Origin of the sequence: Methylobacterium sp. Leaf469, from assembly GCF_001424745.1 — a bacterium.
Lineage (GTDB): Bacteria > Pseudomonadota > Alphaproteobacteria > Rhizobiales > Beijerinckiaceae > Methylobacterium.
The window spans coordinates 206,470-221,492 of record NZ_LMRE01000001.1; the positions used below are offsets into that span (position 1 = coordinate 206,470).

Here is a 15,023-nt window from a genome sequence, read left to right on the forward strand (position 1 = left end):
ATGCGCGTCGTGTTCATGGGCACGCCGGATTTCGCCGTGCCGACGCTGGCACGCCTTCATGCTGACGGCCACACCCTCGTCGCCGTCTACACGCGCGCGCCGGCCAAAGCCGGGCGCGGCATGGCCCTGAAGGCATCCCCGGTCCACGTGATGGCCGAAGCCCTCGGCGTGCCCGTGCTGACGCCCACGACCCTGAAGAATGCGGAAGCCGTCGAGACCTTTCGGGCGCACGCGGCCGATGTCGCCGTGGTGGTGGCCTACGGGATGCTGCTGCCCCAGGCGATCCTCGACCTGCCGCGCCACGGCTGCCTCAATCTCCACGGCTCCCTGCTGCCGCGCTGGCGCGGCGCCGCTCCGATCCAGCGCGCCGTGATGGCGGGCGACGCGATGAGCGGCGTCGGCGTGATGCGGATGGAAGCCGGCCTCGACACCGGCCCGGTCGGCCTGGAGGCGCGCCTGCCGATCACGCACGGCATGAGCGCCGGTGCCCTGCACGACGCGCTCATGCCGCTCGGCGCCGACCTGATGGCCTGCGCCCTCGCCGAACTGGAGCACGGCGCCCTCACGTTCACACCGCAGGCGACTGAGGGCATCGTCTACGCCCACAAGATCACCAACGACGAGGCGCGCATCGACTGGACCCGCCCGGCCCCTGAGGTCGCCAACCACGTCAACGGACTGGCCCCCTTCCCAGGCGCCTTCTTCGAGGCCGATCTCGGCAAGGGTCCGGAGCGGGTGAAGGTGCTGGGCGCCCTCGCGATGGAGGCCAAGGGCGACCCCGGCACGATCCTCGACGAAGCCTGCACCCTTGCCTGCGGTACGGGCGCCGTCCGCCTCACGGCCCTGCGCCGCGCCGGCAAGGGCGGCGTCGCGACCGGGCCGGAGTTCATGCGGGGCGCCCGCTTGGTGCCCGGCTCGTCCCTCGGCGCCTGATGCCGCGCTACAAGCTCGTCATCGAGTACGACGGCACGCCGTTCTGCGGCTGGCAGCGCCAGACGGCGCAGCCCTCCGTGCAAGGCGCCATCGAGGCGGCGGTGAAACGCTTTTCCGGCGAGACCGCCGGCCTCACCTGCGCCGGCCGCACCGATACGGGGGTTCACGCCACGCATCAGGTAGCGCATCTCGACCTCACCAAGGCTTGGCGCACGGATGTGGTGCGCGACGCCCTGAACGCGCATCTGCGCCCGCATCCGGTCTCGATCCTGAGTGCCGAGCGCGTTGCCCCGGACTTCAACGCCCGCCATTCCGCGTTCCGCCGGCACTATCGCTACCGCATCCTCAACCGCCGCAGCCCGGCGGCCCTGACGCGCGGACAGGTCTGGCAGGTGCCGTGGCCCCTCGATGTCCCGCTGATGCAGGCCGCCGCGCGCCCGCTCCTGGGTTGCCACGACTTCACGGCCTTCCGGGCCGCCGAATGCCAGGCCAAGAGCCCGATCCGCACCCTGGAACAGCTCGACGTCGCGATGGTGAGCATGGGTCACTTCGACGAGATCGTGGTGGCGGCGTCGGCGCGCTCGTTCCTGCACCACCAGGTCCGGGGGCTCGTCGGCACCCTGGTGCTCGCAGGCTCCGGCAAGATCACGGCCGACGATGTCGCAGGGATCCTGGCGAGCCGGGACCGCAGTCGTTGCGGCCCTCTAGCCCCGTCGTGTGGCCTGACGCTGGTGGGGGTGGATTACCTAAATGAACCGCTGATTCACATTAAAGTTTAATCTGAGGTTGAATTTATGCCCGGCTCTGCGTCCAAATGCGCAACCTCTCCGATCATCGTGAGGAGCTCGGGATTATCGCCATGGAAACACCCCTGCGGGTCATCATCGTCGTTGCCTCCGCCTTCGCGGTCCTTTCACCCCTGATCTTCATTGCGATCCGAGAGGCCATCAAACGCCAGCGGCAGGAGACCATCAAGGATCTCGCCCTGGTTTTCGAGATCGCCGACCGGTCGAGCCCCTCCCTGATCCCATCCTTCGAATTTGTGAAGTACAAGTATTTCGTCGGCGCCAAGCGCCGCTCAGTGCCCGTCGTCACTCCGATGCAGCCTGGCACGGCAGCCCAAGACTTCCCGCGTCGGAAGGAAGACTACGCAACGCTCTCCTGGCTTATCGGCAGCATCCCGTTCAGCGTCCTGTCGGGGCTGGCGATGTTCTACGCTCTGTCGCTCCTCGTTTCGCTTTTGGCGCCTGCGGGAAGCGATGCGGCGGCGTTCCGCTGGCCGGGGGTGACTTACCCTACGCTCGACGGCATCGGGATGGTGTGGCTGCTTGGCCTGTGCGCAGCGTTCGCCGGCAGCTACATCACCGCCCTTCGCAATCTCTACCGAGCGATCAAGAACTTCGATCTCAGCCCCGGAACCCTCGTCGGTGAGACGATCCGGATGCTTTTGAGCGCGGTGCTCGCCCCGGTACTCGTCGTCGGCCTCTTCTGGATCGGCACTGAGGCGGTTCAAGCCCTGGTGACGAACGAGGCGACCCTGACCGCGCCATCCGTCATCGCGCTGGTGGTCGCCGCCAGCTTCATCGCGGGCGTGATGCCGGAGGTCGTCCTGCGGAGCATCATCCAGCGCGACAAACTACGGAACTTCAAGCGGGAGGAGGAGGTGTTCGAGGCGTTCAAGATCACGCCCGTGGAGATCATCGACGGCATCGACAGCGATATCCGCATCCGGCTCGAGGATTATCATATCCACTCCACGCAGAACCTCGCCGCGGCCAACCCGTTGATGCTGTTCGTGGAGACACCCTATGGGGTCTATCAGATCATGGACTGGGTCGCCCAGGCGCAACTCTGTTGCTCGGTCGGGCGTGATCGCGTGATCCGGTTATGGCCCCTGGGCGTTCGGACCCTGTTCGACCTCGAGCGCCTCGCCGCTTCGGGCGAGGGTGCGAGCGAAGCCCTTCTCCTCGAAGTCGGACGGGTCATCCTGGGCGAGGGACTGGTCCCGAGGGAGATTGCCGATCGGCCGGCTGCGGTGGCCATGGTCCGGGCCAGCATCGAATTGCGCCTCGACGATCCCCACGTCCAGCGCCTGCGGCAGATCTACATCGCCGTGGGTGATCGCCTGGGCGCGAGCAGCCGGCGATTTCGGTCGAGCCGCGTCAACTATCGGTGTCGCTACCGGTCCGGACACGGCTGGCTCTGCCGAAGTCTCAAGCGCCGAGCCGCCTGACGCGAACGGTCAAGCCGACGGCGCCGCGGCGGCGAAATACGCCGCGAGCACCCGCGTGTAGATCGCGGTGAGCCGGTTCAGGTCGGCCACCGCCACGCACTCGTCGGTCTGATGCATGGTCTCGCCGACGAGGCCGAACTCGATGACCGGGCAGGCATCCTTGATGAAACGGGCATCCGAGGTGCCGCCCGTGGTCGAGAGCTTCGGCACTCGACCGGTCTCCGTCTCGATGGCGGCGGAGACGAGGCTGGTGAAGGCGTCGGGCTCCGTGAGGAAGGCGGGGGAATTCGAGGGCTGCAGGTCGAGACTGTAGCGTACGCTGTTCCCGGCCGCCCGCTCCAGGCGTGCACGGACTTCGGCGCCGAGGGTCTCGGCGGTCCAGCCCTCGTTGAAGCGGATGTTGAAGGTCGCCCGCGCCTCCGCCGGGATCACGTTCGTTGCCGGATTGCCGACATCGAGGGTGGTGAATTCGAGGTTTGACGCATCGAAATGCCGGGTGCCGCCGTCGAGGGGCTCGGCCAGGAGCGCATCCGCGAGGCGCAGCATGCCGGGGATGGGATTCTCGGCCCGGTGCGGATAGGCGACGTGGCCTTGGCGGCCATGGACCGTGAGCTTGCCGGTGAGGGAGCCACGCCGTCCGATCTTGATCATGTCGCCGAGACGTTCGGGGTTCGTCGGCTCGCCGAGCAGGCAGTGATCGAAGCGCTCGCCGCGCGCGCGCGCCCATTCGAGCAGCTTCACCGTGCCGTTGACGGCCGGGCCCTCCTCGTCGCCGGTGATGAGGAAACCGAGGGAGCCCGAGAAGCCCGGCCCGACCGCGTCGAGATAATCGAGGGCGGCGGCGAGCATGCAGGCGATGCCGCCCTTCATGTCGACGGCGCCGCGCCCGTAGAGGAGGCCGTCGGCCACCGTTCCGGCGAACGGCCCGTGGCGCCAGGCGGCGACATCGCCCGTCGGCACCACGTCGGTGTGGCCGGCAAACAGCAGATAGGGTGCGCCGGTGCCGATGCGGGCGTAGAGATTGTCGATATCGGGCGTGCCGGGTTCGGAGAAGCGCGGCCGGTGGACCGTGAAGCCGGCCGATTCTAGAACTTCGCCGAGCCAAGCGAGGGCGCCGCCCTCCTCCGGCGTCACCGAGGGGCAGCGGATCAGGGCCTGGGCCAATGTGAGCGGCGAACGGTCGAGGGAATCGGACACGGCCAGAATCTCGCGGGGTCTCGGCGACTATCGCCACGGCCATAGGCGCCCGCCGGTGCCCGCGCAAATCGCGGGGCTTCCGATGCGCCCTCGCGGGCGTTATCTCCCGGTCATGGCCCTGTCATCCGATGAAGTCGAACGCTACGCCCGTCACCTCGTCCTGCGCGAGGTCGGCGGCCCGGGACAGGCCCGCCTCAAGGCGGCGCGCATCCTCGTGGTGGGGGCCGGCGGCCTCGGCGCGCCCCTGATCCAGTACCTCGCGGCCGCCGGCATCGGCACCATCGGGATCATCGACGACGACATCGTCTCCCTGTCGAACCTGCAGCGGCAGGTGATCCACGGCACGCCCGATATCGGCCGGCCGAAGGTCGAGAGCGCCACGGACGCCGTGGGTCGCCTCAACCCGCACGTCGCCATCGAGGCCCACCCCTTCCGGCTGACGGCAGAGAACGCGGTGGAACTTGTCGCGGACTACGATCTCGTCGCCGACGGCTCGGACAATTTCGCGACGCGCTACGCCGTCTCGGATGCGTGTTTCCACGGCAAGCGCCCCCTGGTGACGGCGGCGCTCGGGCAGTTCGACGGGTCGCTGACGACCATCCGGGCCCACGAGACCGGGGCGGACGGGCGGCCGAATCCGACCTATCGCTGCCTTTTCCCGAGCCCCCCGCCACCCGGCTCCGTGCCGGCCTGCGCCGAGGCAGGGGTGCTCGGGGCGCTCGCCGGAATCATGGGCTCGCTCATGGCCTTGGAGGTCATCCGCGCTGTGACGGATTTCGGCGAGCCCCTGGTCGGGCGCCTGCTCATGGTCGATGCCCGCTCGATGCGGTTCGAAACCCTGGATTATGCCTGGGACGACGCGAACCCGCTCAGCGGCGCGGCGCGGTGAGCCGTCAGGCTGCCTTGTCGAGGCAGCACTTCTTGAACTTCTTGCCGCTGCCGCACGGGCACGGATCGTTGCGCCCGACATCCTTGAACGGATTGCGCACGGGTTGGCCGGCATCCTCGGCCGTCCAGGCGAGGTCCGCGACGGGATCGTCGATGGTGCCGTAGCGGCGCGGATCGAAGCGGGCGAGGTCGTCCGGCTTGGCCTCGGCCTGACGCAGGGTGGTGCGGAACCACGGCGCGTCGCTGAATTCATCGGTGAGACGGCCATCCTTGCGCGCGGCCGCCGAGCGGGGCGCCAGGTCGCGAAACCCCAGCAGCGCGATGGTCTCCTCCCAACCGACCCAGCCGATATCACCCTCGACGGCGACGCGCTTGTCGTCGAAGCGCACGAGGAGGTCGTGGGTCGCCTGACGGTCGACGTGGCCGGTCTGGGTCAGGAAGGTCAGGGCCGCGAGGGCCTCGTTACGGACGAAATCGTCGAGGGTGCTGTCGAGGATGAGGCGGTGCAGCGGCGCCACCTCCCCGTCGAAGACGCTGACGAGGATACGGGCCAGCGTCGTCGTCACCGCGTCGCCCAGCAGGGCGTCGAGGGTATCCCCGTCCTGATGCAGCAGGCGCACCAGGGGGGCGAACACACGGGTGTCGCGGGCGGCCGCGAGGACGTGGAGACCGTAGAACAGCAGGTTGGCGTCGGCCTCCGACACCTCGGCACCGTCCGCAGGCCCGGCCAGCACGCGCAGCACCTCGTCGGCGATGGCCTCCGGTGTTTCGACCGCGCGCCGAAGTTCGGCGGCCGGCAGGTACTCGGCCGCCGAGAGGGCATCGACGAGGGCACGGTCGATCATGGCGAGGCTCCGTTCTTCCGGGGTTCAGGCGCGCAGGGTCGCGCCGGTCTTGCGGCCGACCTCGGCGATGATCTTGGCCGTCACCGCCTCGATCTCCGCGTCGGTCAGGGTGCGTTCGACGGGCTGGAGCCGAACGGCGATGGCCACCGACTTCGCCCCCTCGGGAACGCCGACGCCCTCGTAGATGTCGAACACGTCGATGCCGGCGATGAGCTTGCGCTCGGCCCCTTGCGCCGCCTTCACCACGTCGCCCGCCGCCACGTCGCGGGGCACCACGAAGGCGAAGTCGCGCGAGACCGGCTGGAAGTCGGAGAGGGCCAGGGCCGGCTTCACCTTGGTCGGGCGATACTTCGGCAACGGCACGCCATCGAGGGTGATTTCGAAGGCGACGATCTGGCCCTTGAGGTCCAGCGCCTTCATCACGCGCGGGTGGATCTCACCGAAATACCCCACGGGGTTCTTCGGCCCGAACTGGAGGGTACCCGAGCGGCCGGGATGCAGCCAGTTCGGCCCGCCGGCGACCACCTGCAGGCCACCCGTGGGAATGCCGAAGGCGGCGAGCAGCGCCAGGGCATCGGCCTTGGCGTCGAACGCATCCACGGGGGCAGCGGCGCCGTCCCAGTGGCGGCCACCGCCGAGATGGCCGGCGGTGGCACGGCGGATCGCTGTAGCGCGTGCGGTCTGACCTTCCGGCTGATCGTTCTCGAAGCACTGACCGACCTCGAACAGGGCGACGTCGGAGAGCCCCCGGTCGGCATTGCGCTGGGCGGCGCGCAGCAGGCCGGGCACGAGGCTCGGGCGCATATCGGATAGGTCAGCCGCAATGGGATTGGCCAGCACCAGATCCGCCCGGCCGCCGCCGAACAGCACGGCGTCGTCATGGGGAATGAACGACCACGTCACGGCCTCGACGAGGCCGCGCGCGGCGAGTGCGCGCTTGGCGAGCCGCGTGCGCTTCTGGATCACCGTGAGCACGGACTTACCGACCTGGGCCTCGATGCGCGCAAGAGGTTTCGGCTCGATGCGATCGAGACCGGCGATGCGGATGATCTCCTCGACGAGATCGGCCTTGCCCTCGACGTCGGCGCGCCAGGACGGGGTGAGCACCTTCACCCGGTCGCCGCTGCCGGCGACGTGGAAGCCCAAGGCTTCCAGGGTCACCTTCATCTCGGCGCGCGACAGTTCGAGGCCGGCCAGGCGCCGGGTCTCGGTCCAGGGGAAATCGATGACCCGCTCGGTCTCGGGCGGCTCGCCGACGATCACGGGCTGGCTCGGGGTGCCGCCGCAGATCTCGAGGACGAGGCGGGTGGCGAGATCGAGGCCCGGCAGGGTGAAGGCCGGGTCGACGCCGCGCTCGAAGCGGTAGCGCGCATCGGTGATGATTCCGAGGCGCCGGCCGCTCTGGGCGATGTTCACCGGGTCCCACAAGGCGGATTCGATGAGGACATCGGTGGTGCCGGCGTCGCATCCGGACGCCACCCCACCGATGATGCCGCCGATGGATTCGACACCGTTGTCGTCGGCGATGACCACCGTGTCGTCCGTCAGCGCGTAGGTCTTGCCGTCGAGCGCCTTCAGGGCCTCGCCATCGCGGGCGCGGCGCACGGTGAGGCCGCCCGCCACCTTGGCGGCGTCGAAGACGTGCAGCGGCCGGCCCCGGTCGAACGTGAGATAGTTGGTGATGTCGACGAGGGCGTTGATCGGGCGCAGGCCGATGGCGCGCAGGCGGGCCTGCATCCAATCCGGCGAGGGGCCATTCGTGATGCCGCTCACGCGGCGCAGGGTGAAGTAGGGGCACAGGCCGCGGTCGGCCGGCTCGAAGTCGAGGGTGACGGGAACCGGGCAGGCCCCCTCCCCCCGTACGGGCGGCTGGGGCGTGTGCTTGAGGCCACCGAGGCCGGTGGCGGCGAGATCGCGGGCGATGCCGTGGATCGAGGTGCAGTCGGCGCGGTTCGGCGTCAGGTTGATCTCGATGATCGGATCGTCGAGGCCGGCATAGACCGCGTAGGTCTGCCCCGTGGGCGCGTCCTCCGGCAGATCGAGGATGCCGTCGTGGTCGTCGCCGAGGCCGAGTTCGGCGCCCGAGCACAGCATGCCCCGGCTCTCGACGCCGCGGATGGTGCCCACCGACAGGGTGATGGCCTTGCCGGGCACGTAGGTGCCGGGGGGGGCGAACACGGTCTTCATGCCGGCGCGCGCATTCGGCGCACCGCAGACCACCTGTACCGGCTCCCCGTCGCCCGCATCCACGGAGCAGACGCGCAGGCGGTCGGCGTTGGGGTGCTGCTCGGCCGTGAGCACGTGGGCGATCACGTAGGGTTTCAGGCTCGCGGCCTTGTCCTCGATGCCTTCGACCTCGAGCCCGATGCGCGTGAGCGTCTCGGAGATCGTGTCGAGGGAGGCCTCAGCGTCGAGGTGATCCTTGAGCCAGGAGAGGGTGAATTTCATGACTTGCGTCCGTCGGCGCTCTCCGATCGGCCAGCGACTGGCGATCCGGCACCCATCAGGGTTGAGAAGGACGATCCGGGAAGCGCCCGGACCTTCGCGACATCACATCAGCCGGTCAGCCCGGCGACCAGGCTCGGGATATCCAGCGGCCGGAAACCGTAATGATCGAGCCAACGGACATCCGCCTCGAAGAATGGGCGCAGGTCCGGCATGCCGTACTTGAGCATGGCGATACGATCGATGCCCATGCCGAAGGCGAAGCCCTGGACGCTGTCGGGGTCGAGGCCGCAATTGCGCAGGACGTTGGGATGGACCATCCCGCAGCCGAGGATCTCGAGCCAATCCGTGCCCTCGCCGAAGCGGATCTCGCCACCCTTGCGCGAGCACTGGATGTCGACCTCGGCCGAGGGCTCGGTGAAGGGAAAGAACGACGGACGGAACCGCATCTTCACGGCGTCGACCTCGAAGAAGGTCCGGCAGAACTCCTCGAGAACCCATTTGAGGTTGGCGATGTTGGCCGCCTTGTCGATGACGAGACCCTCGACCTGATGGAACATCGGCGTGTGGGTCTGGTCGGAATCGTGACGGTAGGTCCGTCCCGGGCAGATCACTCGGATCGGCGGCGCTTTCGACCGCATGGTGCGGATCTGCACCGGCGAGGTGTGGGTGCGCAGCACCTTGCGCTGGCCGTTGCGGTCGGGGGCAAGGAAGAAGGTGTCGTGCATCTCGCGCGCCGGGTGGCCGGGCGGGAAGTTGAGAGCCGTGAAGTTGTAGTCGTCGGTCTCGATGTCGGGCCCTTCGGCGACGGAGAACCCCATATCGGCGAAGATCGCCGCGATCTCGTCCATGACTTGGCTGATGGGATGAATGCGGCCGCGCGCCTCCGGCGCCTCGCGCACGGGCAGGGTCACGTCGATGCGCTCGGCGGCGAGGCGTGCGGTGAGCGCCGCTTCGCCGAGGGCTTCGCGACGAGCGCCCAACGCGCCCTGCACGCGATCGCGCAACCCGTTGATGAGGGGCCCGCGCGCCTTGCGCTCGTCGGGCGTCATGGCGCCCAGGGTCTTGAGCAGTTCGGAGACCGAGCCCTTCTTCCCCAGCGCCGCCACGCGTACGGCGTCGAGGGCGGCCTCATCGGACGCGGCGGCGACTTCTGCGAGGAGGTCACCTTCGAGGGTGTCGAGATCGGTCATCGGTTCAACTCACCGGCTGCGGCTCGACCACAGGATGGTCGGGCGATCATGGCGCGAGGGTTTTGCGGGTCGAGGCCGCCTTGGCAAGCCATCGCGCCCTGGAAAACCCGGCGCGCCCAGTAAAAACGAAAAGGCGCGGCGCCCGTGCGGGGCCGCGCCTTTTCTACAGAGTCCGACGCGAAGGCCGAACGAAGAAGGTTCAAGCCGCCTTGGCGACGTCCTGCAGGGAGGCCTTGGCCTTCTCGACCACGGCGGCGAAAGTGGCCGGCTCATGGATGGCGAGCTCGGACAGGGCCTTGCGGTCCACCTCGATGCCGGACTTGGACAGCGCGTTGATGAAGCGCGAATAGGTCAGGCCATGCTCACGAACGGCGGCGTTGAGACGCTGGATCCAGAGGGCGCGGAACGTGCGCTTCTTGTTCTTACGATCGCGGTAGGCATACTGCATGCCCTTCTCGACCGCCTGCTTGGCGATCCGGATCGTATTCTTGCGGCGACCGTAATAACCACGGGCGGCCTTGAGGACTTTCTTGTGCTTCGCGTGACTGGTCACGCCGCGCTTGACGCGGGCCATATGGAGTCTCCTGGATCAGAAAAAGCAGTTCGGCGGGTGAAAGAAGGCTTACCGGCTGTTCGGCAAAAAATACTTCTTCACGTTGGCGGCATCGCCCTCGAACAGGGTGGTGGTGCCGCGCAGGTTGCGGATCTGCTTCGTCGTCCGCTTGATCATCCCGTGGCGCTTACCGGCCTGGGCGTACATGACCTTGCCGGTGCCGGTGATCTTGAAGCGCTTCTTCGCGCCCGACTTGGTTTTCAGCTTGGGCATTTGGCTCTCCTGAACGCGCATGCACCCCGATCCGGGTTGGGATCGAAGGGATGCGCTCGGTTGATGCTTCTGATGGAGCAGCACGAACCGCCACGGCAGCCCGATCGGCCGGGCGGTTCAACGCGAGGCGGCGTATGACAGAAAAGCGACGCGGTTTCAATCCTGCGCGGGATCGTCAATCCCGCGCGAGGGCCAGGACCACATCGGTTTCCGTTACCGCCGCCATGGGCTTGGTGATCTTCACCGCACGGGTCGGCAGCCCCGGCGGCATGAGCAGGAGGATCGTTTCCATGCCGGGGCAGGCCGGATCGGCGCAAACGATCTCGTTCACCTTGACGATTCCCGCCGCGTCGAAGCCCGCGGCCTGTCGTGCCCAGGCGAGGATCGCCGCGCGCACCGCCGCATCGGCCTGTGGCTGTTTCCGCCCGAACAGCGCCATGGACGTCAGCCCGGAAGGGTGAGGAGGCCGGCGGCCCCGTCGCTGCAGCCGAAGCCCAGGCGGGCGCCGCGCGCGTCCCAGGCGAGGGCCGTGACGCCACTGCCCTTCACGGCCGGGCGCACCAACAGTTCGGACCCGTCGGCGAAGCGCACGAGCAGGATGCAGCCGTCCTCGTACCCGATGGCGAGCACCAGGGCTTTGGGATGGAACGCCACCCGCGAGACCCGCGCCGGGCGCACGCCGCACTCGCGCGGGGCCTTGCCGGTGGGGCCTTCCTTCGAGTCGAACGGCCAGATGATGGCGGCTTCCGCGCCCCCGGTGGCGAGCCAGTCGCCATCGCCCGACCAGGCCACGGAGCGGACCTTGCCGGGATAGCCCGACATCCGCATGTGGCCGCGGTCGGGCTGGAGACGCCAGCCGTGCAGGGCGTTCTCCTGCATGGTGGTGACGACGAAGCGGCCGTCCGGCGACCAAGTCACGTCGATGTGCGAGCCCTTCCACTCGACGAAGTCGGGCGCGGTCTCGAGGTTCGGGTACCACAGGGTGGCGCCGTTGTAGTGCGAGACGGCCAAGCGGTAGCCCTTCGGCGCGAAGGCGAGGCCGCGCGCGGTGGATGGGGCGGCGAACACCTTCTCGCGGCCCTTGGCGTCGCGTGCCACGACGTTTCGTCCGGCGGCGTACGCGATGGCGCCGTCGGGATGGAGCGCCAGGGCGTCGATCCAGGCCCCGCCCTTGGCGACGGCCACCTCGACGACATCGCCCTCGGGCGATGTCGCCACCACGCGGCCGTCATCGCCCCCGGTCACGATCCGGCGTCCGTCACCGGCGGCGACCAGGATGGCGCCGTCCGGGTGCGATTCGATCCGTCGGAACTCGCCGCGGCCGGCCAGCAGCACGGCGCCGTCGCCCAGCGCCAGGGCCAGGGTGTCCTTCAACCACACGGCGGCGGTGACGTGGGCCCCGGCCGCGATGGGCGTGACGTGGTCGAGGAGGGAAGGTGCAGTCTCGGCCATCCGGCGGGGATCTCTCGTCACTCGGTTGCGATAGGCGCGCGGAGCCCGAGCCTCACAGGGCGGGTGCGCCGGAGACCGCACGCCGCGCCGTCAGGATCGTGGCGACGACGGCCAGGATGCCGGCGATGCCGGCAGGGATGGCGAGGGCATACAACGCCAAACGGCCGTAGGCGACCGTTCCGGCGAGGGATCCGACGAGAAGCGCGAGCCAGACCACCCCATCGCCGACCCAGGCGTAACGGGCGCCGCGCCGGGCGAGCGCCAAAGCGAGCTTCTGGCCGAAGCTGAACAGCGCGCCGGTGACGAAAGTGGTCCCGGCGCGAAAGCCCTGGACGTGGGACAGGACCGCGTTCTGCGCCCCCATGGCAAGCGCCAGCATCAGGGAGGCGAGGCCCGAATCCGGGGCGGCGACGGCAGCCTCGAAGGCAGCTGCGACGATTGCGGCCTCGAAGCCGAGGATCACCGGCGTGCTCCAGCGTGCGGGCGTCAGGGCCGAGAGGGCGCCGCCGCAGATTCCACCGAGGAGAAAAGCGAGGATGAGCAGGGCCGGCAGCCAGGCGAGGTGGGGCTGGCCGTGTCCGAGGGCGACGGCGAACTGGGTCGTGTTGCCGCTCATGAACGAGGTGTAGAGGCCACCGAGCCGAATGAAGCCGAGGGCGTCGACGTAGCCGGCCAGCGCCGTGAGGATCAGGCCGAAGCCGAGATGCCAGGGCCGGGTCACAGGCGCTGCCCCTTCGCGTTCACCACCGGGCCGGCAGGGTTAAAGCTTTGCTCACCAAGTCCGCGCAATTGGAGTGAACGCACTCGAACATCGCGCCGCTGCGGTCCGTTGGTTGGGTGATCCGGTACGGGACCATGCGTCCCCCGCCGGGTGAGTAGGAGTTGCGTCATGATCCCATTCGCCTGCGCCGCCCTCGCCCTGCCCAGCTTCACCCCATCCGTCTTCGGCTCCTGCGGGATCGCCGAGACCGTGCTCATCGTCGAGGACGAGATCATGGTCTGCGAGCTTGCCGCCGAGGCGCTTCTGGAGGAAGGCTATCGCGTTCTCACCGCGTCCGATGCGGATGAAGCGGAGGGCATCCTGGCCCGTGAGCGGGTCGATCTGCTCTTCACCGATATCGATCTGGCCCGCAACACGAACGGTCTCGCCCTGGCTCAGCGTGCGCGCCAGGTTCGCCCCGACCTGCCCGTCGTCTACACCTCGGGCGGACGCGGCCATCTTGCCCACGGCGACGCCGTGACGGACTCGGTGTTCGTACCGAAGCCCTATCGCCTCAGCGCCCTCGTGGCCCTGGCCAACGACATCCTGCGCTCACCCGCCCACCACGCCTGAGCGCCAGCCCCCGGACCCACCGATGCGCACCATCCTCACCACCCTCGCCTTCGTGCTCGCCTCCACGGGCGTCGCTTCCGCCTGCGACGTGAAGGCAGCCAAGCTCGAAGAGGCCATCGCGGCGAAGAGCCAGCTGCGCGAGGCGGCCAACAAGCAGACCGTGCGCGATCTTCGTACCCTGCGCGACGCCGCCATCGTGCTCGAGACCTACCAGTACGGTCCCGAGTGCGAACGCCTCGTCGCGATCGTTAAGGCGCTCGCGGCCAATCCCGCAAAGGCAATCGAGCGCGGCGGCGACACCGACGAGGAGAAGGCCGAGGAGGTTCTGGAAACCCGCGAGCCGAAGGCCCCCCCGGCCGAGGCCGCGCCGGCCGCGCCGAAGGCGAACTGACGACCCGATATCCAGGCCGGCCCACCCCTGGGGGTGCGGTCGGCTTCCCATGCCCCGGGCGCCGCGTTAGGACCGCGGCGCCCGCTCGCGCGTACCGCCATCCACTGAAGCGGATGCCGCGTTGAGGGGGCGACCGCGTATCCAGGGGCAGCGTATCGGCATGGCGACGGACATCCTCACCCGCGAGGCGGGCATCGCACATGCCGCCCATCGACTGCCTTCGGTGATCGTCGACGACTACAACAGCGAATTGAAGGCCGACGACGGGTTCGTCGGCGACAAGGTCTCGAAGAAGGCGTTTCGCGAGATCCTGGAAACGTGGCGGGAAACCCTGCGCAAGGTCGGCCCCGATCCTTTCGGCGACAAGCCCAGTGCCGACCTCAGCAAGAAGGCGCTCGATCGGGCGTTGGACGGCAGCGATCCCTTAAGCTCCGGCCTGATCTTCAGCGCCATCGAGGAGTTCGCCCAGGAACTCGCGCGTGTGGTGCGCCGCTTCCTGCGTCAGAAGGGCTGGCGTGACACGGAGAGCATCGTGGTCGGGGGCGGCTTCAGCGACAGCCGCGTCGGGCACCTCGCCATCGCCCGGGCCGGTGTGCTCCTGCGGGCCGCCGGCCTCGATCTAACCCTGGAGCCGATCCGCCACCACCCCGACGAAGCCGGCCTCATTGGGTCGGTCCACCTCGCACCGGCCTGGATCTTCGCCGGATACGACAGCCTGCTCGCCGTCGATATCGGCGGCACCAACATCCGCGCCGGGGTCGTCGCGACGAACCTCCGCAAGGCGCCCGACCTGTCCCGGAGCGCGGTCTGGCGCTCCGAGATCTGGCGTCACCGCGACGAGGATCCGGCACCGACCCGCGACGCCGCCGTGGATCGGCTCATCGGGATGCTCAACGACCTGATCCGGCGAGCGGGCCGGGCCAATCTCACGTTGGCGCCCTTCATCGGCATCGGCTGCCCCGGCGTTATCGAAGCGGATGGCACCATCGACCGCGGTGGACAGAACCTGCCCGGCAACTGGGAGAGCGACCGCTTCAACCTCGCCGAGCGCCTCGTCGCGGCGATCCCGCGGATCGGCGACCACGCCACCATGGTGGTGATGCACAACGATGCCGTCGTGCAGGGCCTGAGCGAGGTGCCTTACCGACAGGAGGTGACCCGCTGGGGCATCCTCACCATCGGCACCGGCCTGGGCAACGCTCGCTTCACCAACCGGAACGCCGACGATGCGGCTGCCTGAGAGATAGGCCTGAGAAGCTGGCTCTGGCAAAGCGAACACTCGGATCC

The 15,023-nt window shown here is 68.8% G+C and carries 16 protein-coding genes; 7 read left to right on the plus strand and 9 right to left on the minus strand.

Annotation, left to right across the window (positions count from 1 at the left end; genetic code table 11):
• From fmt to ASG60_RS00910, 3 genes are all read left to right on the plus strand, one after another.
• Positions 1-933: a methionyl-tRNA formyltransferase gene (gene fmt / locus ASG60_RS00900; RefSeq protein WP_056383986.1), complete on the plus strand. Its 933-nt coding sequence runs from the start codon at positions 1-3 to the stop codon at positions 931-933.
• The gene (truA, locus tag ASG60_RS00905) at positions 933-1,712 is read left to right on the plus strand and encodes a tRNA pseudouridine(38-40) synthase TruA (protein ID WP_056383988.1); all 780 of its coding nucleotides are present in this window, start codon (positions 933-935) and stop codon (positions 1,710-1,712) included. The genes fmt and truA overlap by 1 nt, the downstream gene beginning before the upstream one ends.
• Positions 1,713-1,792: 80 nt before the next feature.
• On the plus strand, positions 1,793-3,166 hold the full coding sequence (locus ASG60_RS00910; protein WP_156398747.1) for a hypothetical protein: 1,374 nt from the start codon (positions 1,793-1,795) through the stop codon (positions 3,164-3,166).
• A gap of 9 nt (positions 3,167-3,175) precedes the next feature.
• Here ASG60_RS00910 and dapE read toward each other — a convergent pair whose 3' ends face one another.
• Positions 3,176-4,363 (minus strand): succinyl-diaminopimelate desuccinylase, encoded by a 1,188-nt coding sequence (gene dapE, locus ASG60_RS00915; protein ID WP_056383992.1) that lies wholly within the window; start codon positions 4,361-4,363, stop codon positions 3,176-3,178.
• A gap of 112 nt (positions 4,364-4,475) precedes the next feature.
• Between dapE and moeB the strand changes: the two genes are divergently transcribed.
• On the plus strand, positions 4,476-5,252 hold the full coding sequence (gene moeB / locus ASG60_RS00920) for a molybdopterin-synthase adenylyltransferase MoeB (protein ID WP_056383993.1): 777 nt from the start codon (positions 4,476-4,478) through the stop codon (positions 5,250-5,252).
• 4 nt (positions 5,253-5,256) lie between these two features.
• On the opposite strand, the gene ASG60_RS00925 is transcribed toward moeB, so the two are convergent.
• The 8 genes from ASG60_RS00925 to ASG60_RS00960 form a co-directional block, all read right to left on the minus strand.
• Entirely contained in the window at positions 5,257-6,096 is an 840-nt protein-coding gene (locus tag ASG60_RS00925) for a DUF1186 domain-containing protein (RefSeq protein ID WP_156368803.1), read from the minus strand.
• Positions 6,097-6,120: 24 nt separating this feature from the next.
• On the minus strand, positions 6,121-8,544 hold the full coding sequence (pheT, locus tag ASG60_RS00930) for a phenylalanine--tRNA ligase subunit beta (protein ID WP_056383996.1): 2,424 nt from the start codon (positions 8,542-8,544) through the stop codon (positions 6,121-6,123).
• A 107-nt stretch (positions 8,545-8,651) separates the two neighbouring features.
• Positions 8,652-9,734 (minus strand): phenylalanine--tRNA ligase subunit alpha, encoded by a 1,083-nt coding sequence (gene pheS, locus ASG60_RS00935; protein ID WP_056171831.1) that lies wholly within the window; start codon positions 9,732-9,734, stop codon positions 8,652-8,654.
• A 199-nt stretch (positions 9,735-9,933) separates the two neighbouring features.
• Entirely contained in the window at positions 9,934-10,308 is a 375-nt protein-coding gene (gene rplT, locus ASG60_RS00940) for a 50S ribosomal protein L20 (RefSeq protein ID WP_056087037.1), read from the minus strand.
• A gap of 48 nt (positions 10,309-10,356) precedes the next feature.
• Entirely contained in the window at positions 10,357-10,560 is a 204-nt protein-coding gene (rpmI, locus tag ASG60_RS00945; protein WP_018044555.1) for a 50S ribosomal protein L35, read from the minus strand.
• Positions 10,561-10,735: 175 nt separating this feature from the next.
• Positions 10,736-10,999 carry a hypothetical protein gene (locus tag ASG60_RS00950; protein ID WP_056383998.1) on the minus strand — a complete coding sequence of 88 codons (264 nt, stop codon included), beginning with the start codon at positions 10,997-10,999 and terminating at the stop codon, positions 10,736-10,738.
• A 5-nt stretch (positions 11,000-11,004) separates the two neighbouring features.
• Entirely contained in the window at positions 11,005-12,012 is a 1,008-nt protein-coding gene (locus ASG60_RS00955; protein WP_056302715.1) for a hypothetical protein, read from the minus strand.
• A gap of 52 nt (positions 12,013-12,064) precedes the next feature.
• Positions 12,065-12,733: a YoaK family protein gene (locus tag ASG60_RS00960; RefSeq protein WP_056171836.1), complete on the minus strand. Its 669-nt coding sequence runs from the start codon at positions 12,731-12,733 to the stop codon at positions 12,065-12,067.
• Positions 12,734-12,901: 168 nt separating this feature from the next.
• Here ASG60_RS00960 and ASG60_RS00965 point away from each other — a divergent pair, with 168 nt between their 5' ends.
• From ASG60_RS00965 to ASG60_RS00975, 3 genes are all read left to right on the plus strand, one after another.
• A complete protein-coding gene (locus ASG60_RS00965) occupies positions 12,902-13,345 on the plus strand; it encodes a response regulator (RefSeq protein WP_056266055.1) in 444 nt (147 codons plus the stop codon).
• 22 nt (positions 13,346-13,367) lie between these two features.
• Positions 13,368-13,736 carry a hypothetical protein gene (locus tag ASG60_RS00970; protein WP_056384000.1) on the plus strand — a complete coding sequence of 123 codons (369 nt, stop codon included), beginning with the start codon at positions 13,368-13,370 and terminating at the stop codon, positions 13,734-13,736.
• Positions 13,737-13,896: 160 nt separating this feature from the next.
• Entirely contained in the window at positions 13,897-14,976 is a 1,080-nt protein-coding gene (locus tag ASG60_RS00975; protein ID WP_056384002.1) for an ROK family protein, read from the plus strand.
• The last annotated feature ends 47 nt before the right edge of the window (positions 14,977-15,023 follow it).